Source organism: Pseudorhodobacter ferrugineus DSM 5888 (genome assembly GCF_000420745.1).
Lineage (GTDB): Bacteria > Pseudomonadota > Alphaproteobacteria > Rhodobacterales > Rhodobacteraceae > Pseudorhodobacter > Pseudorhodobacter ferrugineus.
Genome location: NZ_ATVN01000012.1, coordinates 76,951 through 99,062 on the forward strand (window position 1 = coordinate 76,951; position 22,112 = coordinate 99,062).

Consider the following 22,112-nt stretch of genomic DNA (forward strand, 5'->3'; position numbering starts at 1 on the left):
TCCTCAGGACTACCAAAATCTTGTCGAGGACTACTGAAATGGGCTCAATCGTCGAACGCAAACGGAAGGATGGCACGGTCAGCTATCGCGCACAGATCCTTATAAAGTCGAAGGGTCGGATCGTCCACCAGGAGTCGTCGAGCTTTGATCGACTGACCACAGCGAAGGCGTGGCTGAAGCGCCGCGACAAAGAGCTGGAAGCTCCAGGCGGTCTCGATGCTGCACGACGGAAGAGCGGATCGGTTGGCGATGTCATCGATGACTACCTGAAATCCACCGGCGGCGATATCGGTCGCACCAAAGCCCAAGTGCTGCGCAAAATCCGCGAGGAATTCGCCATCAGCGATATCCCATGTGATGAACTTCGGCCCCGCGACATCACCGACTTCGCCAGGACCTTATCGAAGGGCAGATCAGCGTCGACTGTTCAAAATTATCTTAGCCACCTGAGCGCCGTGTAATCGATAGCGCGAACAGCCTGGGACTACGATATGAGCCGCGATGTAGCGCAAGACGGGATCACCGCTGCGCGCCATCTGAAGCTTGCGGGCAAATCCCAATCTCGCACCCGGCGCCCTACCCTCGAAGAGATTGACCGCCTCTTGATGTATTTCATTGAAACCCACACCCGCGACAAGCGCAGTCTGCCCATGCATATCGTGATGACCTTCGCTATGTTTTCATCACGTCGCCAAGAGGAAATTACCCGGATCACATGGGAAGATTTCCACGAGGCCGACATGACCCAGCTGGTGCGGGACATGAAGCATCCAGGGCAGAAGAAAGGCAACGATGTCCGATGCGAAACACCCCCCGAGGCCCTGCGAGCAATGCAGCTTCAGCCGCACCGCAAGGGAAAGATTTTCCCTTACAATTCAGACACCGTCAGCCGCAGATTCACTTTCGCCTGTAAGTTTCTCGATATCGATGATCTTCACTTCCACGATCTTCGCCATGAGGCAGTTTCCAGGCTCTTCGAGATGGGCCGAACAATCCCGCAAGCCGCAGCGGTTTCAGGCCATCGTAGCTGGCAATCCTTACAACGATACACCCATCTTCGGAAAACGGGCGACAAGTATGACGACTGGGTTGGCTGGAAGCGTTTGGAAAACCGGAAATCCATGTGATGAAGTCACCGACACAAGATTAATGTTGGTTGCGGGGACTCGACTTGGATACTATTTCGCGCCGCGCACATCCGCTTGAGATGGCAACCCAACGCAAGATTTATATAGTAAGCGTTGGTTGCGGGAGCTCGACTTTACAAATACTTGCCTTTGTATGATGCCCGCAATTGGTAATGACCGCCCTCCCTTATCTTATTGAAACTCATCACTTTAACAATAAATCTGTAAGAATCTGTGTAGAGACAAAGGGTGGAAGCACAACCTCCGCTGCGAGCACCTCAGGGTCCTGCCCTTCCGAAGACCTCGCCCTTTCCAATTTCGAATGCAAAGTCGCGTTCATCAATCCTCCCGTTGCCAAATCAGCCTCTGGAAACGCTTTACGGCCTTTACGGAAGGTCTGGATGCGCGTGCTGCAATGGCAATGATCCCACCAGGATCAAAGCAAAGTAACTGCGTGACGACGACACCTAGGCCTACAAGTAGGGGCATCTGGTTTAGGGCTATTTCACAAAAGTAAATAAATTCAGCGGCATAGCAACACACTGTGACAAAACTGATTTCAGTTACACCGCCAGCTAGCACCTTGCCGCTGACCTGACTGCTTCAAGATGAATGTCCAAAGGCAAAATCAATAGTAGCCAATGCTTGCAACTGACACATCTGCCGTTTGGTCCCGGCCATAACAGACCACCGCGATGCTTTTGACCGCGTCCGCTGCAAACGTCCCCCGCAGCAACCGGCCCTGCGCGTTAAAATCCGCAAATGGGATGCGCACGACGGTCCATTCGGGGGTCACGTCAAATGCGGCCTGATAGAAATTCCACGGCAGGATCGTGCCGCCGGTGCGGGCATGGATGTAATAGGCCTGTCCATTGCCTTTCACGCGCAGCTCCAACCCAATCGCCGATTTCGGAAGCCTTTCCGGCAGCTTAAGGCGCGCCTGAATGAAACCGCCGTTGTTTTTGGTGCTAACTGTGCCTTGCAGGTGAAGGATCGCCTGCTCGCCCTCACGCTCCAGCGTCACGTTGCCTGTGGACAGGCCGCCCATAACTTGATCGCTGATGAACTCCCACCGTGCGGCAGGTTTGCCTGCGAAATCTTCGATCATCTGCGCGCCTCCCTGGGCTGTGGTTGCGGCGAGGATTGTGCCGCACAATCCAATCATCGCAAAAAACCGGCTTGGGCGAAAGATTGGGGTATCGGTGGCCATGAAGTAAGTCCTTTTGATGGATCTTGGCAAAGGCAAATGGTTTGCAAATCTTGCCCCACACGCGGCACGTGCAGGGCAAAGATCGCGCTTTAGAAGCTCATGACAACGGCATCATCGGCCAGAATGGCGCGCGCGGCGGCATCTGGCGCGGCGGCTGTCACACCGTCCACCAACACCGAGGCATCCGCCCCAAGGCCGGGCAGATAGATCGCGCAGACCTCTACCTTGACGCTGTGTTGCGCCATCAACATTTGCATCAGGCCTTGCGGGCTGGCATCGCGTGGGGGCTGGCCGGTTGTGGCGCTGGCGGGGGCTGCCTTCAGCGCGATATCGGCCGCAGGGCCGCACAGCAGGATCTGCGCCGTCGCGCCTTGTTGCACGGCCCCCAACGTCAGAACCATCGCCATCAGCTGGGTCTGGGGTTCGGGCGCGGTCAGGATGGTGACCATATTGCGCTGATCTTGGGCAGCGGCGGGCAGGGCAGCGGCCAAGGACAAGGCGCAGGCGCAGGCGCAGGCGGGCAAAAGGTTTTTCATGGTATCTCCGTAAGCTAGATTGGGTGGGTCGTTAGAAAATCATCGCGCGGATGATTATGGCGACGACAAACAGCGTGGCGACACCGCCAAGCCAGTACGCCGCAAACCAAAGAGCTTTGCGCAGGGCTCCGGGCATCAATGATACCCCTCGGCCGGGTTCACCTTGCCGCGAAACACCCAATAGGCATATCCGGTATAGGCAAGGATCAGGGGCACCAGAACCAGCGCGCCGACCAGCAAGAACCACAGGCTTTCATCAGGGGCGGCGGCGTCCCAGATCGTCAGCGTGGGCGGCACCATATAGGGGTAAAAGCTGATCCCCAAACCGATGAAGCACAAAACAAACAGCGCCTGTGCGGCCAGAAACGGCGAAGCATCGCGGTTTTCCCGCAGCCCTTTTTGAAAGACAAAGGCCGCTATCAGAATGGCCGCTGGCACAAAGGCGGAGAACAGCGCATTGGGAAAGGTAAACCATCGGTCCAGATACAGCGGGTTCAGGAAAGGGGTTATCACGCTGACCAACCCGACAAGCGCCAGTGTCGCGGCACCCGCCCCCCATGCCAGCTTGCGCGCAACACGTCGCACGGAACCATCGGTTTTCAAAACCAGCCAAGTCGCCCCCAGCAGCGCATAACCTGCCACAAGCGCCAGCCCCGTCAGTATGGAAAACGGCGTCAGCCAGTCCCAATTACCGCCGCCATACGCCCGCCCTTCGATTGCGATGCCTTGCACCAAGGCCCCCAGCGCCACACCTTGTGCGAAACTCGCAACAAAGCTGCCGCCAAAGAACGAAAGGTCCCACAGGAACTTGCCGCGCTGCGTGCGCCAGCGAAATTCGAATGCCACGCCGCGAAAGGTTAGCGCCAGCAGCATCACGATAATCGGCACATAAAGCGCGGGCATGATGATGGCATAAGCCAGCGGAAACACCGCAAACAGCCCGCCACCGCCCAGCACCAGCCACGTCTCGTTCCCGTCCCAAACCGGGGCGACCGTGTTCATGGCAAGGTCTTTTTCCGCCTCCTCCCGCATGAAGGGAAACAAGATGCCGACGCCAAGGTCGAACCCGTCCAGCACAACATAGGCCAGCACGGCAAAGGCGATCAGCCCCGCCCAGATGAATGCAAGATCAACTTCCATGGCTGGTTACTCCGCTGGGATGAATTTGTCGTCGACGGCAGGCGCGGGGGTGATTCCCGCCGCCCGTGTCGGGCCGATGCCGTCGATTGGCGTGCCCTGGTCGGGCCGTTTGCCCATCAAACGCAGGATGTAGAAGGTGCCCGCCCCAAACAGCAGGAAATAGATGATGATAAAGGCCACCAAGGACGCCCCCACCGCTGCCGCCTGAATCGGGGCCACGCTGTCATTCGTGGACAGCACGCCATAAACCGTCCAGGGTTGGCGCCCCACCTCGGTCGTGATCCACCCGGCCAGCACGGCGACAAACCCCATGGGCCCCATCGCAATCGCCGCGCGGTGCAGCATCGGCCGGTCATACATTGCCCCCCGCCAACGCAAGATCACCGCCCAAAGGCCAAGGCCCAGCATGGCAAACCCCAAGGCAACCATCACCCGGAACGACCAGAATACGATGGCCACAGGCGGGCGCTCATCGCGCGGAAAATCCTTTAGGCCGGGCAGCGGCGTGGTCAGATCATGGGTCAGGATCAAGGATGACAGGTAAGGGATTTCAACGGCATAGCGGACCGTTTCGTTTTCCGCATCCGGCAGGCCGAACAGGATAAGCGGTGCGCCGCCGTTTGGATGGGGTTCAAAATGCCCTTCCATCGCGGCGATTTTGGCCGGCTGGTGTTCCAGCGTGTTCAACCCGTGAAAATCGCCCGCCACAATTTGCAAGGGTGCCACCACGATCAGCATCCCCATCGCCATGGAAAACATTGTCCGCGCGCCCTTGTTGGTGCGATCGCGCAGCAAATGCCAACCGCCAACCGCCCCCACCACCAAAGCCGTGGTCAGATAAGCCGCCAAGACCATATGCACCAAGCGGTAAGGGAAGGACGGGTTGAACACGATCGCCAACCAATCCACCGGCACAAACTGCCCCACATCATTGATCGCAAAACCCTGCGGCGTTTGCATCCAACTGTTGACCGACAATATCCAGAAGGCCGATCCAAGTGTGCCCACAGCCACCATCAAGCTGGCAAAGAAATGCAGCCTTGGGCCAACCTTTTCGCGGCCAAACAGCATCACCCCCAAAAACCCCGCCTCCAGGAAAAAGGCCGAAAGCACCTCATACCCCATCAGCGGGCCAACGACCGGCCCCGCCTTGTCGGAAAACACCGACCAATTGGTGCCAAATTGATACGACATCACAATGCCCGACACGACACCCATGCCAAAGGCCACCGCAAAGATCGCTTTCCAATAGTTGAACAGCGTCAGATAAACCGCGCGCCCCGTCCACAGATGCAGCCCGTTCAAAACCGCAAGATAGCTGGCAAGGCCGATGGAAAAGGCCGGAAAGATGATGTGGAATGAGATGGTGAAAGCGAATTGAATCCGCGCCAGCTCGATCGCGTCAAAGCCGAACATGGGCTTGCCTTTCGATTGATGTATTTTCTATATATTAATATAGCGCCTTCTAAACATATTCAAGTTTCAATATAGGACGTGGTGTCGCACCCGATTGCCCCACCCGGAAAGGACCAAATCTTGCGGCTGACCAGCTACACCAATTATGCGCTGCGGGTTTTGCAGATGGCCGCGATCCGCGCCCCCCATTTGGTGCGCATTGATGAGGTGGCGCGCGCCCACCGCATCAACCGCGCCCACCTGACGAAAATTGTGCATCAGCTGGGGCAGGCAGGCTATCTTGACACCCTGCGCGGCCCGCGGGGCGGTGTGCGGCTGGCCCGCGCCGCCGATCAGATCATCGTGGGCGATGTGGTGCGCCTGACCGAAGGGCCGCTAGATCTGGTGGAATGTTTCAATGCCGAAACCAACGCCTGCCGATTGCGCGGTGCCTGCCATCTGTCCACCAAACTGCGGGAGGCAACTGCGGCCTTCATGGCGGTTCTGGATGATTTGACCGTGGCGCAGATTGCCGCAAACCGGGCTGACCTTTTGGTCCGTCTTGGGCTGGTGGCCGATGATGCGGACGCCAGCACACTCTGATATTTTTGAGAGCATACCATGACCAAAAGCCAAAAGTTCTGGAACAAATTCGCGGCCCGCTATGCGGCGCGCCCTTTGAAAAACGTTCCCGCCTATGAGGCGATGCTGGCGGATGTCGCCGCGCGACTGAAACCCACTGATAAAGTGCTGGAAATCGGCTGCGGCACGGGCGGCACCGCCATCCGGCTGGCGCCCGCTGTGGCGCAATGGACGGCGACCGATTTTTCCATTGAGATGGTGAAAATCGCACAGGCCAAACCCGCGGGCGACACTGTGGTGTTCAAAGTGGTCGATGCGTCCAACACCTTTGACGGTGGGCCGTTCGACGCGATATGCGCCTTCAACGTGCCACATCTGGTCGATGATTTGCCGCAGGTGCTGCACAAATCCATGCCAACTTGAAACCCGGCGGGCAGTTGATCAGCAAAACATAGTGCTTTGCCGATATGCGGCTGTCATTGCGGGTGCAGTTCCGCATACTCTGTGCATTTGGCCTGTTTCCCGCCGCAACCATGCACAGTGCAGTGCAATTGCGTGCGGCGATCCTCAACTCGGGCTTAGGGTCAGGACCCCCTGTTGGGCTTGAGGCTCTCTTGGCTGCGTGATTCAAGCTCCCGAACTGACGGGGGTGATAATGAGCAATCTTTTCTGGCTGACAGATGTTCAAATGGAGCGGCTTCGGCCCTTCTTTCCGAAGAGCCATGGCAGGCCGTGTGTCGATGATATGCGGATTTTGAGTGGCATTATATTTATCAATCGCAATGGCTTAAGGTGGCGTGATGCACCCATTGAGTATGGTCCCGCGAAGACTCTCTATAATCGATGGAAGCGGTGGGGCGACAAGGGCATCTTCGCCCGGATGATGCACGGGCTGGCGGCAGAGGCGGCGGTGCCGCAGACGGTGATGATCCCCTCTCGCGGTTTGAAGACAAACCGCTGCCGGGCAGCGGACGCGACCTATCTCAAGGCGCACCCATTGCCCGGCAGCACATGCAAGGCATGTGCGAGAGGGGCACTGCGACCAGCCTGCGGGTAAAAAAGGGGGGCCCGACGACCAACGAGGCCGTCTCATAGGCCGAACCAAGGGTGGGATGAACACCAAGCTGCATGCCGTCACCCCCTCTCGTGGTTTGCATGCAAACCACTGCCGGGCAGTGGATTCTGATGGCCGCCCGATCCGGTTCTTTATGACCGCAGGTCAGGTCAGCGATTACACCGGGGCTGCGGCCCTGCTCAGCAGCTTGCCAGCGGCAGAATGGTTGCTGGGTGACCGTGGCTATGATGCCGACTGGTTCAGAGATGCGTTGAAAGACAAGGGGATAAAGCCGTGCATCCCAGGTCGGAAGTCCCGTAGCAAGCCCGTTAAATACGACAAGCGCCGCTACAAACGTCGAAACCGTATCGAGATCATGTTTGGGCGTTTGAAGGACTGGCGCAGGGTTGCCACGCGCTATGACCGATGCCCAAAAGTCTTTCTCTCCGCCGTCGCCCTCGCAACCACTGTGATGTTCTGGCTATGAAACGAGAACGAGGTGCCGTAACGGGGCCTGTGTCGCGCACTGCCTGTTACCGTTTGCAAGATCAGGGGCAAGTTGTCGACCTTCCCGTATTGGATCCACATGGAGGACTGCGGGATGAAGCTGTTTGTCGGATTGGATGTGTCGCTGGCGAAGACTGCGGTTTGCGTGATCAGCGAGCATGGTAAGATCATGAAAGAGGCGCGGGTCGCCAGTAAACCTGAAGAATTGCTGCGTTGGGCCCCAGAACAGGAGGGAATGATTACCGCTATCGGACTCGAGGCTGGACCTTTGTCGCAGTGATTGCATCGCGGGTTGAGCGCAGCGGGTCTGGATGTTGTCCTGATGGAAACCCGTCAGGTGAAGGGCGCCCTGAAGGCCATGCCGAGCAAGACAGATCGCCGTGACGCGGAGGGAATTGCGCGACTGCTGCACATGGGTTGGTTCCGTCCGGTTCATTGCAAATCAGTCTCGGTGCAGTAGCTCCGTGATTTGCTCGGGGCCCGGAAAGCTATCCAACAGGCCATGCTCTCGCTGGAGATGTCCATGCGCGGCCTCTTGCGCAACTTCGGACTGAAAGTCGGCACCATCTCCCGCGGCAGGTATGACCACCGTATCCGCGAACTGGCAGAGGGCAATCCGATGCTGGAGGCCGCTACATGGCCGATGCCTCGGGCACGGGCATCGCTGCGACAGGAACTGGCGGGGTTGGAACGCTGCGTTCGCCAACTCGCGCAAGATGACCCAGTATGCCGTCGGCTAATGTCGATGCCCCCCTCTCGGGCCATTGCGGAGCAATGCCTTGCCGGGCAACGGGGGTCGGCGCGGTTGTCGCGCCAAGCTATCAATCCGCCGTTGATGATCCCTCTCAATTCACGTCATCCAAACAGGTCGGGCCATGGGTCGGCTTGACGCCATCACGAAACCAATCCGGTGAACGCGACGTCTCGGGCGGCATAACCAAGGCCGGCGATGTCAACCTGCGCCGCGCGCTGTGTCAGGCCGCGACCGTGATGATGCACCGTGGGCGCTCGACATGGCTGAGAACATGGGCTGCGCGGGTCGCCCGCCGTCGCGGTGCCAAGCGCGCCATGGTTGCTCTGGCCCGGCGTATCAGCGTGATCCTGCACCAAATGTGAGTTGATGATGCCGACTTCAGGTCTGACACCGCAGCGCTCCATGCCGCCTGAAGATTTGCGGTCGCAACCCATGCCTGTCTAACCGCAGGCCTTCGAGGTTCTCCCAGGGACGTGGTTCCGATGATGCCGTGGTCAGGACTGTTGCCGATCCAGATTGAGCACGCCTACGAGATGGGCACATCGGAATTGCATTTGAACCAGCATCATGTAGGCAGCCATCGCGCTAACCACGGACCGAAGCATGCACCCGGGACGATCTCAGACGAAGGCTGAAGTGGCAGCAGGACAGACGAGAAGAACAACACGATCAAATCCGCAACCGTGCGGCAGGATGCGCATGTCGAAAAGCGCTTGACTGAGACGTCCCCGTTACCGAAGTTCTGACCCTAGTCCTCCTGAAAGCGGGACGATCATATCCCAAAAGGTGGACCACTTCAGTGGGGGCATTCCAGTTGCAGCGCAGGAAAACTTCACTTTTCTCTGTGCAACGACAGATCAAGTCAACTCCAGACGCGTGCAAGACAATGATGTCATCAACCCCGGATGATCGGCAAGTCGCGAGACGGTTTGCGGTCAGGCACCATCACCACCATGCAACGCCGCCGCGATGCTGGCCTGAACATCAGCAGGCAGACTGTGGATCGCGCGTGCCATGGCCGACAGATCCTGCCTTGCGCCGTGCAGTTGATCTATCAGCGAGATGACGATCCCAAGGGCTGTCTCATCCAGATCAAGGTCATGGGACAGATCACACAGCAATTCCAGCCGCGCGATGTCGATGCGCCGAAAAAAGTGACCACCAAGGCCGCGCTCGGGTCGCACAAACGACACTTCGACAAAGCGGACAAGGTCACTACGGGTCAGCCGCGTAACAATGGCCACCACATCGTCTTCCGAGAAAAGCTCTGTCATGTCTGTGCCCCTTTCATCATCTCAAACCGCGGGTCGAAGGTTTGGGTCTTGCGCCATTCCGACAGGAAATCCCGCAAGGCGGCGTCAGGCGCAGATGGCACGGTGATCTTCAGCTCGACCAATTGGTCGCCTTTCGCCTTTTGCCCAGCCCGAGAAACGCCACGGCCCCGCAGGCGCAATACACGCCCAGAACTTGCACCGGGTGGGATGGTCAGCCCTACGGGGCCATCGATGGTTGGTGCGGTAACTTTTGCGCCCAGAACGGCCTCATCAAAGGTAATCGGAAGCGTGAGCAGGATATCATCGCCGTCGCGGCGAAACACCGGATGCGGGCGCAGGGTCACGGTGATCAGCGCATCGCCCGGCGTGCCGCCGCCATGCCCCGGTGCGCCCTTGCCGCGCAATCGCAGGGTCTGGCCGTCTTCGGTGCCGGGCGGGATCTTTACGGCAAGGCTTTGACCATCCGGCAGCGTGATGCGGGTTTCCGACCCACGCACGGCATCCAGAAACGGCACGTCGAGGGTATAGCGCGCATCCGCACCCGGCGCCCTAAACCCGCGAGAGCCTAAATCATCCGCACCGCCATGGCGTGCCTGATTGCGCAGTATCTCGGCGAAAATATCGCCAAGATCGGCATTTTGGTCAAAGCCCTGTCTTGGGTGATAGGCGTTGCCGGGGGTATCTGCGTAATCCCGGTAGTATTGGCGCGGCGGACGCTCTGCGCCCAGCCCGTCGATCTCGCCCGCATCAAAACGCGTGCGGGTTTCGGGATCTTTCAGAATGTCATAGGCGGCAGAAATTGCCTTGAACCGCGCATCGGCGCCCGCGTCATCTGGGTGCAGATCGGGGTGACTGTCGCGCACCAGCTTGCGATACGCCTTTTTGATGTCCGCAGGCTTGGCTGCCTTGGTCAAGCCCAGGACGTCATACGGATCGTTGGACATTCAGGCTCCTTCAACTTTTCCAGCGTGAACCCGCCACTGCCGCGTGCCTTTTGCTTTCTCTCAGACATGTCACAACGGCACGCGCCGCTCCCTGATCCAAATCAATGCGGGGATCGAAGAGGCACCTATGGTGCAACGATAAAGATCTGGTCGGGCAGAAAACCCGGCCGGAAGCGCAGGAAGGACGGCACATTGGGCACGATTGAACCAAAAAACGTGCAGGCATCCGCACCACCCTCGGAAACCGAGCGGTCATCAACCCTGCCTGCCCTGCGCCCTGCCCCGCAGCCTATCGCCCCAAAACGCCGCTGGTGGATTTGGGGCATGACGGGGGTGTTTGGCCTTGGGCTGGCGGCTGTTGTCGCATCGCAAATTTGGATGGGTGCGCCCCCGGTCGTCGCGACAGAAACGGCCGCTCTTGCCCCTGTGACACGGGTTCTGGCCGTGAATGGCCGGGTTGCAGCGCTCAGTTCGGTTGCGATCAGGCCGGTTGTCACTGGCACGATCATATCGCTTCCTGTGGCCGAGGGTGATGAGGTCGCAGAAGGCCAGACCCTTGTGCAGATTGATCCGATGGCGCAAAACGCCATCGTCCGGCAGGCGGTGGCAGGACTTGACGCGGCACTTGTCACCCGGCAACAGGCGACCGAGGCTTATGAGCGGGCCGTATCGCTGGGCGCCAATGTCGCCAGAACGGTCGTCGAGACCGCTGCCCATTCGGTTGAGCTGGCCACCGAAGAGGTGGCTCGGCAAACCGCCGGTGTGGATCAGGCGCTGATCGGACTTGAAAACCATACGCTGCGCGCACCGCTGGCGGGCACGATCCTGACACTTGACGCCGAGATGGGGCAGCTTGCTACTCCGACGACCACGCTTTTGACCCTTGCCAATCTGGGCAGCCTTTTGGTCGAGGCCGATGTGGACGAAGCCTATGCCACGCAGGTTGCCCGTGGTCAGCCGGTCATCCTGCGATTGGCCGGAGAGACGGCCAATCGCGACGGTCATGTCAGTTTCGTATCCGCGCGGGTTGATGCGGCAACCGGCGGCCTTGCAATCAAGATGGATTTCGACGCCCCGGTCAGTGCGCCTGTCGGCCTGACGGTCACGGCAAACATCATCGTCGAGCAAAGGGATGCGGCGCTGAGTGTACCGCGCACCGCCTTGCGCGACACAGGGGGCGGGATGGCCGTTTTTGTCGTGAAAGACGGCACGGCGCAGCTGCATCCTGTGACGGTGGTGGACTGGCCTGCCGCGCGACTGATCGTGACCGCGGGCCTGACCGAAGGTGACGCGGTGATCGCCGATGCAACAGAGATCGTCGAAGGACAGGCCGTGGCAGTGGAGCAACCCTGATGCTTTACGCGTTCAAGATTGCGGCCCGGTATCTGACGGCAAGCAAGGCACAAACGGCCCTTCTGGTGGCGGGGGTGGCAGTGGGTGTGTTCATCTTCATCTTCATGTCGGCGCTGATCGGGGGACTGGCCGAATTCATCCTGTCGCGCACTGTAGGCGATATCTCGCACATCACCATCGAGGCGGAAAACTCCGATCCGGCCTTGCTGATCGCACCCGTCCCTGATGGCGCGGGGCATCTGCTGTTTGTGACCGAACGGGGGGGCGCACGCACGGCCACGCTGGCCGATGCCCCCACCTGGGTGCCCCTGATCGAAGCCGTTCCGGGGGTGCGGGCGGTCTCGCCCCAGATCACCGGGGCGGGGTTCGTGACGCGCGGCGCGCAGGTGCGCCAAGTTGGCGTGACGGGGGTGGAACCGGGGCGCGAATCCGTGATCCTGAACCTTGACGGCTATATGGTTGCGGGTTCGGCGCGGCTGGGGTCCGGCCTGATCGTGCTGGGGCGTGACCTTGCAGATGATCTGGACCTGACATTGGGCCAAACGCTGCGGCTGCAAAGCACCAATGGCGTCACGGCCACCCTGACGCTGAGCGGCATCTTCAAAACCGGCAATGGGGCCATCGACGGCGCGCGTGCCTTTGTCAGCCTGAGCACGGCACGCACGCTTTTTGCCATGCCGCAGGGCGTGACGCGGATCGAGATCAAGCTGGCCGACCTGAACGCCGCCGATGCAACGGCCCTGCGCATCCGGGCGCTGACCGGCCTTGATGCGGTGCCGTGGACCGACGGGGCCGAGCAGTTGATGGAGGCGCTGGATGCCCAAGCCCAGACCGGGTATTTCCTGAAAACCTTTGCGCTGATAACCATCGTGATCGGCGTTGCCTCGGCGCTGCTTCTGTCCACCTATCGCCGCCGCCCCGAGATCGGGATCATGCGGGCCATGGGCGCGGGGCGCGGCTTTGTCATCTTTGTTTTCGTGACCCAAGGCGCGCTGATCGGGGTTATGGGCGGGGTGACGGGGGCAACGCTTGGCTATCTGGCGCTGCTGCCGTTTCCTGCGCGCGATGCGTTCAAGGCCGGCACCTTGCCACTCGACATCACCCAAGGCTCCTACGGTCTGGCCATCACCCTGACGGTGATCGGCGCGATCCTGGCCTCGATCCTGCCCGCCCGTTCGGCGGCGCGGGTTGATCCGGTCACGGCGATCGGCCAATGAGCGCGTTGTTGGAGGTGCGCGATCTGGTCAAGACCTTTGGTAGCGGAGAGGCGGCGACGCGCGTGCTGCGCGGGTTGTCCCTGACGCTGGAGGCGGGCGAGATGGCGGCGCTGCTGGGGCCTTCAGGGTCGGGTAAAAGCACGCTTTTGACGATTTTGGGCACCTTGATGAAGCCTACTTCGGGTAGCTATGCGATGCTGGGGCAGGATCTGATCGCGGCGGATGACAAGGCGCTGACCACATTTCGCAACCTGCACATCGGATTCGTGTTCCAGTTTCACAACCTGCTGCCTGATTTCACCGCGCTGGAAAATGTAATCTTTCCCACCGCCGTGCGGATGGGCCGTGAAACGCCTGCCGCCCGCGCACGCGGCCGTGACCTTTTAGTGCGCATGGGGCTGGAGGCGCGGATCAACTTTCCTTCGGCCAATCTGTCGGGCGGCCAGAAACAGCGCGTGGCTGTGGCCCGCGCCCTGATGAACGCACCCGAACTGGTGCTGGCGGACGAGCCGACGGGCAACCTTGACCGCGCCTCGGCGATGCAGGTGATGGATTTGATCGGCCAGATAAATCGGGATGAGGGGACGACCTTTCTGATTTCAACCCATGACGAAAAGATCGCGGGGCTTTGCAGGCGCCAAATCGTGGTGGGGGATGGGGTGGTGACGGGGTAGGCTGCACAGCCCGGTGGAGCGTTCACAGGCGTAATCCCGCTGGGCATAACCTGGATCAGGATATGGTTGGCGCCTTGTATGCTACGATCGGTCATGGCCTGCAGATTTGCCGTGAAATGGTTTGGCAGGCCATTCATCCCATTTCTTCAACGGAAAGCGAGACTGCGATGGCCGCTATAGACCCGGGCAACAGACCCAAAACTGATCTGATATCACCCGGAAAAAGCGCCCCCGACAAGCGCATCAGGAACAACCGACCCGCGCGACATCCCGGCGGGGACAAAAGGCGCGAAACGCGATTCCTTGCCCGAAGACAGTGACGATCTGTTTGACAATATGCTGATCTGAAAAAGTCACGAACCCGGCCCCAAAAGCCACGCCCGCAGACCTGCAGTAGCCCGGCCTGATGCGGGCCAATGTCAGCCCCGCTTTTTGCCCGCAAGATATCGGCCAAGCACAAAAGCCGCCGTAAAGGCGACTGTTGCTGAGGCCTCGCTCGGGGTCGCAGTCGGGGCCGTGACTGGCGCTGCCAAAGCAGGTTTCGTCAAGCGCAGACGGGACAGTAGCAGGGCAACGCCCGCCAGACCCGTGAACCCCGCGCCCAACATCAACGTGGCCGAACCCGGGCCATAGGCCGCGCTGATCGCCAGATAGGCCGATGCTGTCAGAAAACCGATCCCCACCAAGCCAAGCAGGCACGCCAACAGCATTAGCATGACCGGCCAAAGCAGTTTGCGCAGATCGGCTTGGACGCGGCCTTCAAGGCCGCGCCACAGGGTTTGGAACATCGGGTTCACCGCCGTGTCATGGCCCCGATCAAAAGCCCCGCGCCCGCCGCCAGCCCGATGGCCAACAACGGATGAGTGGCAACCGTCGCCTCAAGCTGATGCTCGGCGGATTTCCCGGTTTTTTCGACATAGTGTTTTGCCTCATCATATCCTTCGGCAATGTCGGACGCCATATTGCCGCCCCGCCGCCCGGCGATCCCTGTGACAGTATGGGTCAGGCGAGACATGTCTTCGCGCAGCGCTGCCAACTGTTTGCTCAGGGCGTCAAGATCATTGGCATTGGATTTGGTATCAACTGACATTGAAAACTCCATGTGTTTTGAGGGACGTGATTTTGCGGCACCATAGCTGAGGGTTGTATCTGCGCGCGAAAAGCGGGGCGTCAGTTGCGCTAGGCCCGCACCACCTTTGCCGCCTGCTCTGTTGCCTTTCCGTCGAAGGCCTCATCCGACGCATCTGCTTCGGCTTTGGTCGTTTGAACCAGTTGGTCGCGATGATGGGGCGGACCGTAAATCGTGTAGAGTTTCAGGGCGTCATGGCCGGTGCAGATCACGTTGTGATGCGCGCCTGCAGGCACCACGATACCATCGCCCGCAGTGACCTTGTGGGTTGCACCGTCGATCACGACCATGCCTTTGCCCGCCTCGATACGAAAGAATTGATCAGTGTCGTCGTGGATTTCGCCGCCAAGTTCGGTGCCCGGTAAGACGGACATCACAACCAGTTGCAGCTTGGTGCCTGAATAAAGAACGCGGCGAAAATCGGTGTTGTTTTCCGTCAGGTCTTCGATGTTTCCAAAAAATCCTATCACGAAATGTCTCCTTCAATGGGCGGGCCCATGGCCGCTCTGGTGACAGATCGCTGCAAGGATGCCGGTGCTGCACTGATTGGGGTTAGGGTGCTGAAGTGAAATGCGACAAGTGGCTGATGCAGATCAATGCGCCAGCGCGCTCAGCGCCTAAAATGACGCTTCAATCGCAGGTGTATTTCAGAAAGTGCCCCATCACATGCCCACATCCGACAATCCTATGACCCTGCATCCTATCGGCACCGTGGATGCCGTCAGGGGCGCTGTTGTGGATGTGGTCTTTGCGCAGGCGGACCTTCCGGCGATCAATACGGCGCTGGTGGTGGAATGGGATCGCTCCACACCGCTGATTCTAGAGGTTCACAGCCATCTGGACCTGACCACCCTGCGCGCCGTGGCGTTCCAATCCACGGCGGGTCTTGCGCGCGGGGTGACGGTGCGGGCCACAGGCGGGCCGGTGACCGTGCCGGTTGGCGATGCGGTGCTTGGGCGTCTTTTGGATGTGGTGGGTGATCCGCAAGACAATGGGGAGCCTTTGCCAAACGACACGCCGCGGCGGTCGATCCATGCGCAGCCCCCCGCCTTGAACGCCCAGACTCGCACAACGGAGGTGTTTGAGACAGGCATCAAGGTAATCGACCTGCTGACGCCGATGGCGCAGGGCGGCAAGGCGGCGATGTTCGGCGGCGCGGGGGTGGGCAAAACCGTTCTGGTGATGGAGTTGATCCGCACCATGGTCGAGAAATACGACGGCATTTCAGTGTTTGCCGGCGTAGGAGAGCGGTCACGCGAGGGGCATGAGTTGCTGACCGAAATGCAGTCATCGGGGGTGTTGGAACGCACGGTTCTGGTTTACGGCCAGATGAATGAGCCGCCCGGCGCGCGCTGGCGGGCCCCGCTGACGGCGCTGACCATTTCGGAGTATTTTCGCGATCAAAAGCACCAAAACGTGCTGCTGTTGATGGATAACGTCTTTCGGTTTGTGCAGGCGGGGGCCGAAGTGTCCAGCCTGCTCGGCCGCCTACCCTCGCGCGTGGGTTATCAGCCGACGCTGGCGACCGAAGTGGCGGGCTTGCAGGAACGCATCGCATCGGTTGCAGGGTCTGCGGTCACGGCTATTCAGGCTGTCTATGTGCCCGCCGATGATTTCACCGATCCGGCCGTCACCACGATCTCTGGTCACATGGACTGCGTGATCGTGCTAAGCCGGGCGCAGGCGGCCGAGGGTTTTTATCCGGCGATTGATCCACTGGCCTCATCCTCCATGCTGCTTGATCCGTTGGTCGTAGGCGAAGATCACTATCGCACTGCAGAGGCTGTGCGGCAGGCGCTGGCGCGGTTCCGCGAGTTGACCGACATCATATCCTTGTTAGGGGTTGAGGAGTTGGGCGCGGCTGATCGGTTGATCGTAAAGCGCGCGCGCCGGTTGCAGCGGTTTTTGACCCAACCCTTCATGGTGACCGAGGCGTTTACCGGAACCCCCGGTGCCACGGTGCCGCTGGCCGATACGCTGGCCGGATGCCGCGCGATACTGGCGGGCGAGGCCGACGATTGGGCGGAAAGTTCGCTTTACATGGTCGGCACGATTGCGGATGCACGCGCGAAAGAGGCAAATGCCGCAGACAAAACGCCCGACAAGACACCCGAAGAGGCTGCCGCATGAGGCTGCGCATTGTCACACCCTTGTCGGTCGTGGTGGACGAGACCGCCATCAGCCTGCGCGCCGAGGATGCAAGCGGCAGCTTTGGCATCCTGCCCGGCCATGCGCCGTTTCTGACCGCGCTGGCGGTTTCCATCGTCAGTTGGCGCACCTCCGACACCGAGCATTTCTGCGCCCTGCGGGGTGGCGTGTTGACGGTGGGGAACGAATCAGACGTGGATATTGCGACCCGTGAGGCCGTGACGGGGGATGATCTTGCGACCTTGGGTGCAGATGTTCTGGCGCGGTTCCGGTCTGACGCCGACGACGAGCGGACCGAACATGCCGAAGCCATGCGTCTGCAATTCAATGCGATCCGTCACATGGTCAGCCGGCTGAAACCCGGCGCGAATATGGGCGAGTTTCGATGAGCCCCAAGCCTGATGACAAACCGAAGGATGACCCGCTGGTAGCCCAGGCCCGCCTGCGCCGTGAGCGGCGCGACCGCTGGCTGCGCGAGGGCGATATGTCGGTTGGCCGCCGTCTGGCGCAGATCGGCGTGCTGGGCTGGATCTTTGTCGCGCCAACACTGGCGGGCCTGTTTCTGGGCCGTTGGATTGATGCGCGGATGGCCTCGGGCATTTTCTGGAGCGCGCCTTTGATGTTTCTGGGCGTATGCCTTGGCGGCTGGACAGCCTGGAAATGGATGAATGGACGATGATTGACTTTAGTGTTTTGCCTTTGGCTCTGATCCTGATTGCCTGCTTTATGGGCGGGCTTATGCTGGGATATGCCTATTTCCGGGCCTTGCGTGCGACGGCTGACCTGATTGTTGGAGGCGGGTCGGTGTTGCTGGGGCTTGGCCTAACCTTGGGGCGGGTCGGTTTTCTGGGGCTAGGTCTCTATGTCGCCGTTCTTGGCGGGGCATTGGCGCTTTTGGCGGCACTGGCGGGCGTCTTGTGCGCCAAGGCATTGATCTTGTGGCAAACCGACAGGGGCCGCGCATGAATTCGCCGCTCGCCTCCGTCACGCTGTTCCAGCTTGGGCCATTCGCAATCACCCAAGCGATCGTGACCACATGGGCGATCATGGTGGTTCTGGTGGTCGGTGCCTTTGCGCTGACCCGCAGGCTGGAGGCATCGCCTTCGCGCAGGCAGGCCGCCCTTGAATTGATCGTGACCACCATCGACAGCCAGATCCGCGATACGACCGGGGCCAACCCCGCCCCTTATCGTGGGTTTATCGGCACGCTGTTCCTGTTCATCCTTGTGGCGAACTGGTCGTCCTTGATCCCCGGGGTAGAGCCGCCAACGGCCAAGCTGGAAACCGATGCCGCCCTTGCCATCCTCGTGTTCCTGTCGGTGATCTGGTTTGGCATCAGCGCGGGCGGGGTTGGCGGCTGGCTGAAATCCTTTGCCGCCCCCAATCCGGTTATGATCCCGCTGAACATGCTGGAAAGCGTGACGCGCGTTTTTTCGATGTTCGTGCGCCTGTTCGGCAATGTGATGAGCGGCGTTTTCGTGATCGGGATTGTCGCCTCGCTTGCGGGGCTGTTGGTGCCGATCCCGCTGATGGCGCTCGATCTGCTGACGGGCCTTGTGCAGGCCTATATCTTTGCGGTTCTGGCGATGGTGTTCATCACCGCCACGGTCGAGGACGGCAAATCCGAACCCCCTTCCCCAACAAACGAGGATATCTGATGGATTATGCCCCCCTTGTCAGCATATTTTGCGCGGCCTTTGCCGTGGCATTTGGTGCGCTTGGTCCCGCCCTTGCCGAAGGCCGCGCCGTGGCCGCCGCGATGGACGCCATCGCCCGCCAGCCAGAGGCCGCCAACACCATATCACGCACGCTGTTCGTGGGCCTTGCGATGATCGAGACGACGGCGATTTACTGTCTGGTGATCGCGCTTTTGTTGTTGTTCGCCAATCCGTTGCTGACCTGACGCCATGAGTATCGACTTTTGGGGTCTTGGGCTGCAAGCGGTCAACGTGTTGATCCTTGTCTGGCTGCTGAGCCGGGTCTTTTGGCGACCGGTTTCGGCAGCCATTGCCAATCGACAAAAGGCGGCGACGGCACTGATTGCGGACGGCAAGGACAAACAGGGCAAGGCCGAGGCGGCGCTGGCCGAGGCGACCCGCGCCCGCGATGGCATTGCCCAAGAGCGGACTGCGGCTCTGGATGCGGCGCGGGCAGAGGCAGAGGCCGCAACCAAAGCCGCGCTTGAGCAAGCTCGGACCAAGGCGGATACGCTGCTGGTCGCCGCAAAGACGACCATCGATAAGACCACCGAAGCCGCGCGCAAGGCCAATGCAACCGAGGCGACCGGGCTTGCGCTGACCATCGCCGCGGACCTGTTGGGCCGTATGGCCAGCCCGGCGGTGCAATCTGGCTTTCTGTCGCACCTGATCGCGGCCATCGGGAAAATGCCCGAAGGCGATCGTGCGGCTTTGGTGGACGACCCGGCCGGGATCGAGATTGTCACCGCACTGGATGCGGGGGAAAAGGGCGCCGCAGAGCGCAAGAAGATCGTGCAGGCGGTTCACAAAGCCCTTGGCGGCACGCCAGACCTGCGCTTTGTGACCGACCAAGATCTGATTGCCGGGCTGGAATTGCGCAGCCCGCATTTCGTGCTGCGCAACAGCTGGCAAGCGGATCTGGCACAGATCACCAAGGCGGTCAAAGATGCCGCTTGATCCCGCCGACTGGATCACAGCCACCAAAGACGCGTTGAAAACGACGGCCCTTGGCCCGCGCGCCGAACATCGCGGGCGGGTCGAGGAAATCGGCGATGGCGTTGCAATGATATCGGGCTTGCGCGATGTGCGGCTGGATGAGGTGCTGCGCTTTGCAGGCGGTCAAACCGGCTTTGCCCGCGTGCTGGACCCGGGTCTGATCGGCTGTGTCCTGCTGGACGCCGCCATGGATGTGCAGGCGGGTGATGCTGTCTTTGGCACGGGCGAGGTCGTGGGTGTGCCGGTGGGCGAGGCGCTCTTGGGCCGCGTTGTCGATCCGCTGGGCCGCCCGCTGGATGGCAAGGGGCCGGTTGAGGCCGAGGCGCATTTGCCGATTGAGCGCCCCGCGCCGTCGATCATCGAGCGGGATCTGGTGACGCAACCGGTGCAGACCGGCATTGTGGTGGTGGATACATTGTTTGCCCTTGGTCGCGGGCAGCGCGAGTTAATCGTGGGCGACCATTCCACCGGCAAAACCACGCTGGCCATCGACGCGATGATCGCGCAGGCGCACAGCGATATGATCTGCATCTACGTCGCCGTAGGGCAAAAGACATCGAGCGTGCGCCGCGCTATTGACGCGTTGCAATCGCAGGGGAATTTCGCGCGCTGCATCGTGGTCGTGGCGGGGGCGTCCGAGGCGCCGGGGTTGCAATGGATCGCGCCCTATGCGGGCATGACGATGGCTGAATACTTCCGCGACAAGGGCCAGCACGCGCTGATCGTGATCGACGATCTGTCAAAACACGCGGCCACCCACCGCGAGATTGCGCTACTGACCCGCCAGTCTCCGGGGCGCGAGGCCTATCCGGGCGATGTCTTCTATATCCACGCGCGGCTTTTGGAACGTGCGGCCAAGCTGTCGAAAGAACGTGGCGGCGGCTCGCTGACCGCCTTGCCGATTGCCGAGACGGATTCGGGGAACCTGTCGGCCTATATCCCGACCAACCTGATCTCGATCACCGATGGGCAGATCGTTCTGGATGCCGCGCTGTTTCATCAGGGGCAAAAACCGGCCGTAGATGTGGGCCTGTCGGTCAGCCGGGTGGGTGGCAAAACACAAGCGCCGGTGTTGCGCCGCGCCGCAGGCACCCTGCGGCTGGATTACGCGCAGTTTCTGGAACTGGAGGTGTTCACCCGCTTTGGCGGGATGCCCGATGGCCGCGTGCGCGATCAGTTGACGCGCGGCGCTCGCATCCGCGAAACCCTGCGCCAATCGCAACACGCGCCCTTGCGGCTGGCCGATGAGGTTGCCCTGATGCTGGCGGTGCAGGCGGGGTTGCTGGACCCGTTGCCGCTGGCGGCGGTGGCGCAATTCCGGGCCAAGCTGCCTGCGCTTCTGGACCGCGACGCGCCCGAGTTTCCAAGCGTTCTTGCCAAAACGGGAGAGCTGGATGACACCACCCACAAAGACCTGATGGATGTGTTGGCCCGCTTTGTGACGTCCCTTGCTGATGGCACAGCTCCGGCCAACCCATGACCGAACGGCTGGCAGATATCAGCGCCCGGATCGACGGCATCCGCCAGTTGGGCGCGGTGGTCAATGCCATGAAGGGCATCGCCGCTGCGCGCGCGCATGTGGCGCGCGGCCAGCTTGCGGCCGTTGACAGTTATGCGGGGACCATCGCGGCGGCTATGGCCCGCCTCCTGCCCAAGGACGGGGTGACAGACGGGAACAATACGCAGGGCAATGACAAAACCGGCCTCCTGGTGTTTTGCGCTGAACAGGGGTTTGCGGGTGCGTTCAGCGAGCGGGTGCTGGACGGCCTTGGCGCTGGGATCGACCCAGCCAGCCTGTTCCTGATCGGCACACGGGGGCTGTCGGTTGCAGCCGCGCGCGGGGTGACACCGCGTTGGACGGCGGCTTTGCCATCGCACACGCCGGGCATCCCGAAACTGGCAGACCGGATCACCACGACGATCTTTGACGCTGTGGGGCATGGGCGGATCGACCGGCTGGATGTGATTTTCACCGGCTGGACATCGGGGCGGCCGACGGTGCGGCGGCAGCGCCTGTTTCCGATTGATCTGGCCGATCTTCCGCCAGTCACGGCAGAGCCGCCGCTGATCCAACTGCCCAAGGACGCGCTGCTCGCCTCTTTGGGTCAGGACTATTTCAACGCACAGGTCTGCAAGGCGGCCCTGCACGCCTTTGCCGCCGAAAACGAGGCCCGGATGGAGGCCATGACTTCGGCAGGCAGTCAGATTGCGCGCGAGTTGGAAGAGTTTGAAGCCACGCTGCGGCGGGTCCGGCAAGAGGCGATCACGGCGGAAATCATCGAACTTGGCACAGGGGCTGTGGCAGTGCGGGCCAGATAGCCCTTGCGATAGCCAATATCGAAACCCCGATCCATTCTGCGCACAGACTGACGCAG

The 22,112-nt window shown here is 60.7% G+C and carries 26 protein-coding genes and 2 pseudogenes; 18 read left to right on the forward strand and 10 right to left on the reverse strand.

What is annotated here, in order from left to right:
• Nucleotides 1–38 precede the first annotated feature (38 nt).
• A complete protein-coding gene (locus tag G560_RS21355; RefSeq protein ID WP_197082907.1) occupies nucleotides 39–461 on the forward strand; it encodes a hypothetical protein in 423 nt (140 codons plus the stop codon).
• 30 nt (nucleotides 462–491) lie between these two features.
• Complete coding sequence (locus G560_RS21360) at nucleotides 492–1,127, forward strand: tyrosine-type recombinase/integrase (protein ID WP_197082908.1); 636 nt, start codon at nucleotides 492–494, stop codon at nucleotides 1,125–1,127.
• Between the two features lie 628 nt (nucleotides 1,128–1,755).
• On the opposite strand, the gene G560_RS0111915 is transcribed toward G560_RS21360, so the two are convergent.
• The 5 genes from G560_RS0111915 to G560_RS0111935 all read right to left on the reverse strand — a co-directional run bounded on the left by G560_RS0111915 (nucleotide 1,756) and on the right by G560_RS0111935 (nucleotide 5,429).
• Nucleotides 1,756–2,337, reverse strand: a complete 582-nt coding sequence (locus G560_RS0111915; RefSeq protein WP_022704537.1) for a CIA30 family protein — start codon at nucleotides 2,335–2,337, stop codon at nucleotides 1,756–1,758.
• 89 nt (nucleotides 2,338–2,426) lie between these two features.
• On the reverse strand, nucleotides 2,427–2,873 hold the full coding sequence (locus G560_RS0111920; protein WP_022704538.1) for a DsrE family protein: 447 nt from the start codon (nucleotides 2,871–2,873) through the stop codon (nucleotides 2,427–2,429).
• Between the two features lie 31 nt (nucleotides 2,874–2,904).
• Nucleotides 2,905–3,009 carry a hypothetical protein gene (locus G560_RS21025; protein WP_022704539.1) on the reverse strand — a complete coding sequence of 35 codons (105 nt, stop codon included), beginning with the start codon at nucleotides 3,007–3,009 and terminating at the stop codon, nucleotides 2,905–2,907.
• Nucleotides 3,009–4,013, reverse strand: a complete 1,005-nt coding sequence (gene cydB, locus G560_RS0111930; RefSeq protein WP_022704540.1) for a cytochrome d ubiquinol oxidase subunit II — start codon at nucleotides 4,011–4,013, stop codon at nucleotides 3,009–3,011. The genes G560_RS21025 and cydB overlap by 1 nt, the downstream gene beginning before the upstream one ends.
• A gap of 6 nt (nucleotides 4,014–4,019) precedes the next feature.
• Nucleotides 4,020–5,429, reverse strand: coding sequence for a cytochrome ubiquinol oxidase subunit I (locus tag G560_RS0111935; RefSeq protein WP_022704541.1), 1,410 nt, complete (start codon nucleotides 5,427–5,429; stop codon nucleotides 4,020–4,022).
• A gap of 120 nt (nucleotides 5,430–5,549) precedes the next feature.
• Between G560_RS0111935 and G560_RS0111940 the strand changes: the two genes are divergently transcribed.
• The 4 genes and pseudogenes from G560_RS0111940 to G560_RS20005 all read left to right on the forward strand — a co-directional run bounded on the left by G560_RS0111940 (nucleotide 5,550) and on the right by G560_RS20005 (nucleotide 8,667).
• Entirely contained in the window at nucleotides 5,550–6,011 is a 462-nt protein-coding gene (locus G560_RS0111940; RefSeq protein ID WP_028914033.1) for an RrF2 family transcriptional regulator, read from the forward strand.
• 18 nt (nucleotides 6,012–6,029) lie between these two features.
• On the forward strand, nucleotides 6,030–6,413 hold the full coding sequence (locus G560_RS20000; RefSeq protein WP_050525299.1) for a class I SAM-dependent methyltransferase: 384 nt from the start codon (nucleotides 6,030–6,032) through the stop codon (nucleotides 6,411–6,413).
• 232 nt (nucleotides 6,414–6,645) lie between these two features.
• Nucleotides 6,646–7,531: pseudogene (locus tag G560_RS20670) on the forward strand (IS5 family transposase).
• Nucleotides 7,532–7,645: 114 nt separating this feature from the next.
• Nucleotides 7,646–8,667 (forward strand): annotated as a pseudogene (locus tag G560_RS20005) (IS110 family RNA-guided transposase).
• A gap of 573 nt (nucleotides 8,668–9,240) precedes the next feature.
• Here G560_RS20005 and G560_RS0111970 read toward each other — a convergent pair.
• Nucleotides 9,241–9,579 (reverse strand): chaperone modulator CbpM, encoded by a 339-nt coding sequence (locus G560_RS0111970; RefSeq protein ID WP_022704545.1) that lies wholly within the window; start codon nucleotides 9,577–9,579, stop codon nucleotides 9,241–9,243.
• Nucleotides 9,576–10,523 (reverse strand): DnaJ C-terminal domain-containing protein, encoded by a 948-nt coding sequence (locus tag G560_RS0111975; protein WP_022704546.1) that lies wholly within the window; start codon nucleotides 10,521–10,523, stop codon nucleotides 9,576–9,578. The genes G560_RS0111970 and G560_RS0111975 overlap by 4 nt, the downstream gene beginning before the upstream one ends.
• Nucleotides 10,524–10,715: 192 nt before the next feature.
• On the opposite strand from G560_RS0111975, the gene G560_RS0111980 reads away from it, so the two are divergent.
• Genes G560_RS0111980 through G560_RS0111990 form a run of 3 tightly spaced genes read left to right on the forward strand, consistent with a single transcriptional unit; the run spans nucleotide 10,716 to nucleotide 13,767 of the window.
• On the forward strand, nucleotides 10,716–11,876 hold the full coding sequence (locus G560_RS0111980) for an efflux RND transporter periplasmic adaptor subunit (RefSeq protein ID WP_231575927.1): 1,161 nt from the start codon (nucleotides 10,716–10,718) through the stop codon (nucleotides 11,874–11,876).
• A complete protein-coding gene (locus G560_RS0111985) occupies nucleotides 11,876–13,093 on the forward strand; it encodes an ABC transporter permease (protein WP_022704549.1) in 1,218 nt (405 codons plus the stop codon). Before G560_RS0111980 ends, G560_RS0111985 begins: the two co-directional genes overlap by 1 nt.
• Nucleotides 13,090–13,767, forward strand: coding sequence for an ABC transporter ATP-binding protein (locus tag G560_RS0111990; RefSeq protein WP_022704550.1), 678 nt, complete (start codon nucleotides 13,090–13,092; stop codon nucleotides 13,765–13,767). Before G560_RS0111985 ends, G560_RS0111990 begins: the two co-directional genes overlap by 4 nt.
• Before the next feature lie 419 nt (nucleotides 13,768–14,186).
• On the opposite strand, the gene G560_RS19195 is transcribed toward G560_RS0111990, so the two are convergent.
• The 3 genes from G560_RS19195 to G560_RS0112005 form a co-directional block, all read right to left on the reverse strand.
• Nucleotides 14,187–14,555 (reverse strand): hypothetical protein, encoded by a 369-nt coding sequence (locus G560_RS19195; RefSeq protein WP_022704551.1) that lies wholly within the window; start codon nucleotides 14,553–14,555, stop codon nucleotides 14,187–14,189.
• A 5-nt stretch (nucleotides 14,556–14,560) separates the two neighbouring features.
• The gene (locus G560_RS0112000; protein WP_155947253.1) at nucleotides 14,561–14,857 is read right to left on the reverse strand and encodes an ElaB/YgaM/YqjD family protein; all 297 of its coding nucleotides are present in this window, start codon (nucleotides 14,855–14,857) and stop codon (nucleotides 14,561–14,563) included.
• An 89-nt stretch (nucleotides 14,858–14,946) separates the two neighbouring features.
• The gene (locus G560_RS0112005; protein ID WP_022704553.1) at nucleotides 14,947–15,366 is read right to left on the reverse strand and encodes a cupin domain-containing protein; all 420 of its coding nucleotides are present in this window, start codon (nucleotides 15,364–15,366) and stop codon (nucleotides 14,947–14,949) included.
• A 217-nt stretch (nucleotides 15,367–15,583) separates the two neighbouring features.
• Here G560_RS0112005 and atpD point away from each other — a divergent pair, with 217 nt between their 5' ends.
• Genes atpD through G560_RS0112050 form a run of 9 tightly spaced genes read left to right on the forward strand, consistent with a single transcriptional unit; the run spans nucleotide 15,584 to nucleotide 22,056 of the window.
• Nucleotides 15,584–17,026, forward strand: coding sequence for a F0F1 ATP synthase subunit beta (atpD, locus tag G560_RS19200; RefSeq protein WP_022704554.1), 1,443 nt, complete (start codon nucleotides 15,584–15,586; stop codon nucleotides 17,024–17,026).
• Nucleotides 17,023–17,433: a F0F1 ATP synthase subunit epsilon gene (locus tag G560_RS0112015; RefSeq protein ID WP_022704555.1), complete on the forward strand. Its 411-nt coding sequence runs from the start codon at nucleotides 17,023–17,025 to the stop codon at nucleotides 17,431–17,433. Before atpD ends, G560_RS0112015 begins: the two co-directional genes overlap by 4 nt.
• Nucleotides 17,430–17,723: an AtpZ/AtpI family protein gene (locus tag G560_RS0112020; protein ID WP_022704556.1), complete on the forward strand. Its 294-nt coding sequence runs from the start codon at nucleotides 17,430–17,432 to the stop codon at nucleotides 17,721–17,723. The genes G560_RS0112015 and G560_RS0112020 overlap by 4 nt, the downstream gene beginning before the upstream one ends.
• Complete coding sequence (locus G560_RS0112025) at nucleotides 17,705–18,010, forward strand: N-ATPase subunit AtpR (protein ID WP_028914036.1); 306 nt, start codon at nucleotides 17,705–17,707, stop codon at nucleotides 18,008–18,010. The genes G560_RS0112020 and G560_RS0112025 overlap by 19 nt, the downstream gene beginning before the upstream one ends.
• The gene (locus G560_RS0112030) at nucleotides 18,007–18,702 is read left to right on the forward strand and encodes a F0F1 ATP synthase subunit A (RefSeq protein ID WP_022704558.1); all 696 of its coding nucleotides are present in this window, start codon (nucleotides 18,007–18,009) and stop codon (nucleotides 18,700–18,702) included. Before G560_RS0112025 ends, G560_RS0112030 begins: the two co-directional genes overlap by 4 nt.
• Nucleotides 18,702–18,947, forward strand: coding sequence for a F0F1 ATP synthase subunit C (locus tag G560_RS0112035; RefSeq protein ID WP_022704559.1), 246 nt, complete (start codon nucleotides 18,702–18,704; stop codon nucleotides 18,945–18,947). Before G560_RS0112030 ends, G560_RS0112035 begins: the two co-directional genes overlap by 1 nt.
• Before the next feature lie 4 nt (nucleotides 18,948–18,951).
• Nucleotides 18,952–19,698 (forward strand): F0F1 ATP synthase subunit B, encoded by a 747-nt coding sequence (locus tag G560_RS0112040; protein WP_022704560.1) that lies wholly within the window; start codon nucleotides 18,952–18,954, stop codon nucleotides 19,696–19,698.
• A complete protein-coding gene (locus G560_RS0112045; RefSeq protein ID WP_022704561.1) occupies nucleotides 19,688–21,217 on the forward strand; it encodes a F0F1 ATP synthase subunit alpha in 1,530 nt (509 codons plus the stop codon). Before G560_RS0112040 ends, G560_RS0112045 begins: the two co-directional genes overlap by 11 nt.
• On the forward strand, nucleotides 21,214–22,056 hold the full coding sequence (locus G560_RS0112050) for a F0F1 ATP synthase subunit gamma (RefSeq protein ID WP_022704562.1): 843 nt from the start codon (nucleotides 21,214–21,216) through the stop codon (nucleotides 22,054–22,056). The genes G560_RS0112045 and G560_RS0112050 overlap by 4 nt, the downstream gene beginning before the upstream one ends.
• Nucleotides 22,057–22,112 lie beyond the last annotated feature (56 nt).

Bases quoted from the DNA above. Each gene is read 5' to 3' on its own strand.
- G560_RS21355 (WP_197082907.1), top strand. From the start codon at position 39: ATGGGCTCAATCGTCGAACGCAAACGGAAGGATGGCACGGTCAGCTAT.
- G560_RS21360 (WP_197082908.1), top strand. From the start codon at position 492: ATGAGCCGCGATGTAGCGCAAGACGGGATCACCGCTGCGCGCCATCTG.
- G560_RS0111915 (WP_022704537.1), bottom strand. From the start codon at position 2,337: ATGGCCACCGATACCCCAATCTTTCGCCCAAGCCGGTTTTTTGCGATG.
- G560_RS0111920 (WP_022704538.1), bottom strand. From the start codon at position 2,873: ATGAAAAACCTTTTGCCCGCCTGCGCCTGCGCCTGCGCCTTGTCCTTG.
- G560_RS21025 (WP_022704539.1), bottom strand. From the start codon at position 3,009: ATGCCCGGAGCCCTGCGCAAAGCTCTTTGGTTTGCGGCGTACTGGCTT.
- cydB (WP_022704540.1), bottom strand. From the start codon at position 4,013: ATGGAAGTTGATCTTGCATTCATCTGGGCGGGGCTGATCGCCTTTGCC.
- G560_RS0111935 (WP_022704541.1), bottom strand. From the start codon at position 5,429: ATGTTCGGCTTTGACGCGATCGAGCTGGCGCGGATTCAATTCGCTTTC.
- G560_RS20000 (WP_050525299.1), top strand. From the start codon at position 6,030: ATGACCAAAAGCCAAAAGTTCTGGAACAAATTCGCGGCCCGCTATGCG.
- G560_RS0111970 (WP_022704545.1), bottom strand. From the start codon at position 9,579: ATGACAGAGCTTTTCTCGGAAGACGATGTGGTGGCCATTGTTACGCGG.
- G560_RS0111975 (WP_022704546.1), bottom strand. From the start codon at position 10,523: ATGTCCAACGATCCGTATGACGTCCTGGGCTTGACCAAGGCAGCCAAG.
- G560_RS0111985 (WP_022704549.1), top strand. From the start codon at position 11,876: ATGCTTTACGCGTTCAAGATTGCGGCCCGGTATCTGACGGCAAGCAAG.
- G560_RS0111990 (WP_022704550.1), top strand. From the start codon at position 13,090: ATGAGCGCGTTGTTGGAGGTGCGCGATCTGGTCAAGACCTTTGGTAGC.
- G560_RS19195 (WP_022704551.1), bottom strand. From the start codon at position 14,555: ATGTTCCAAACCCTGTGGCGCGGCCTTGAAGGCCGCGTCCAAGCCGAT.
- G560_RS0112000 (WP_155947253.1), bottom strand. From the start codon at position 14,857: ATGTCAGTTGATACCAAATCCAATGCCAATGATCTTGACGCCCTGAGC.
- atpD (WP_022704554.1), top strand. From the start codon at position 15,584: ATGACCCTGCATCCTATCGGCACCGTGGATGCCGTCAGGGGCGCTGTT.
- G560_RS0112015 (WP_022704555.1), top strand. From the start codon at position 17,023: ATGAGGCTGCGCATTGTCACACCCTTGTCGGTCGTGGTGGACGAGACC.
- G560_RS0112020 (WP_022704556.1), top strand. From the start codon at position 17,430: ATGAGCCCCAAGCCTGATGACAAACCGAAGGATGACCCGCTGGTAGCC.
- G560_RS0112025 (WP_028914036.1), top strand. From the start codon at position 17,705: ATGGATGAATGGACGATGATTGACTTTAGTGTTTTGCCTTTGGCTCTG.
- G560_RS0112030 (WP_022704558.1), top strand. From the start codon at position 18,007: ATGAATTCGCCGCTCGCCTCCGTCACGCTGTTCCAGCTTGGGCCATTC.
- G560_RS0112035 (WP_022704559.1), top strand. From the start codon at position 18,702: ATGGATTATGCCCCCCTTGTCAGCATATTTTGCGCGGCCTTTGCCGTG.
- G560_RS0112040 (WP_022704560.1), top strand. From the start codon at position 18,952: ATGAGTATCGACTTTTGGGGTCTTGGGCTGCAAGCGGTCAACGTGTTG.
- G560_RS0112045 (WP_022704561.1), top strand. From the start codon at position 19,688: ATGCCGCTTGATCCCGCCGACTGGATCACAGCCACCAAAGACGCGTTG.
- G560_RS0112050 (WP_022704562.1), top strand. From the start codon at position 21,214: ATGACCGAACGGCTGGCAGATATCAGCGCCCGGATCGACGGCATCCGC.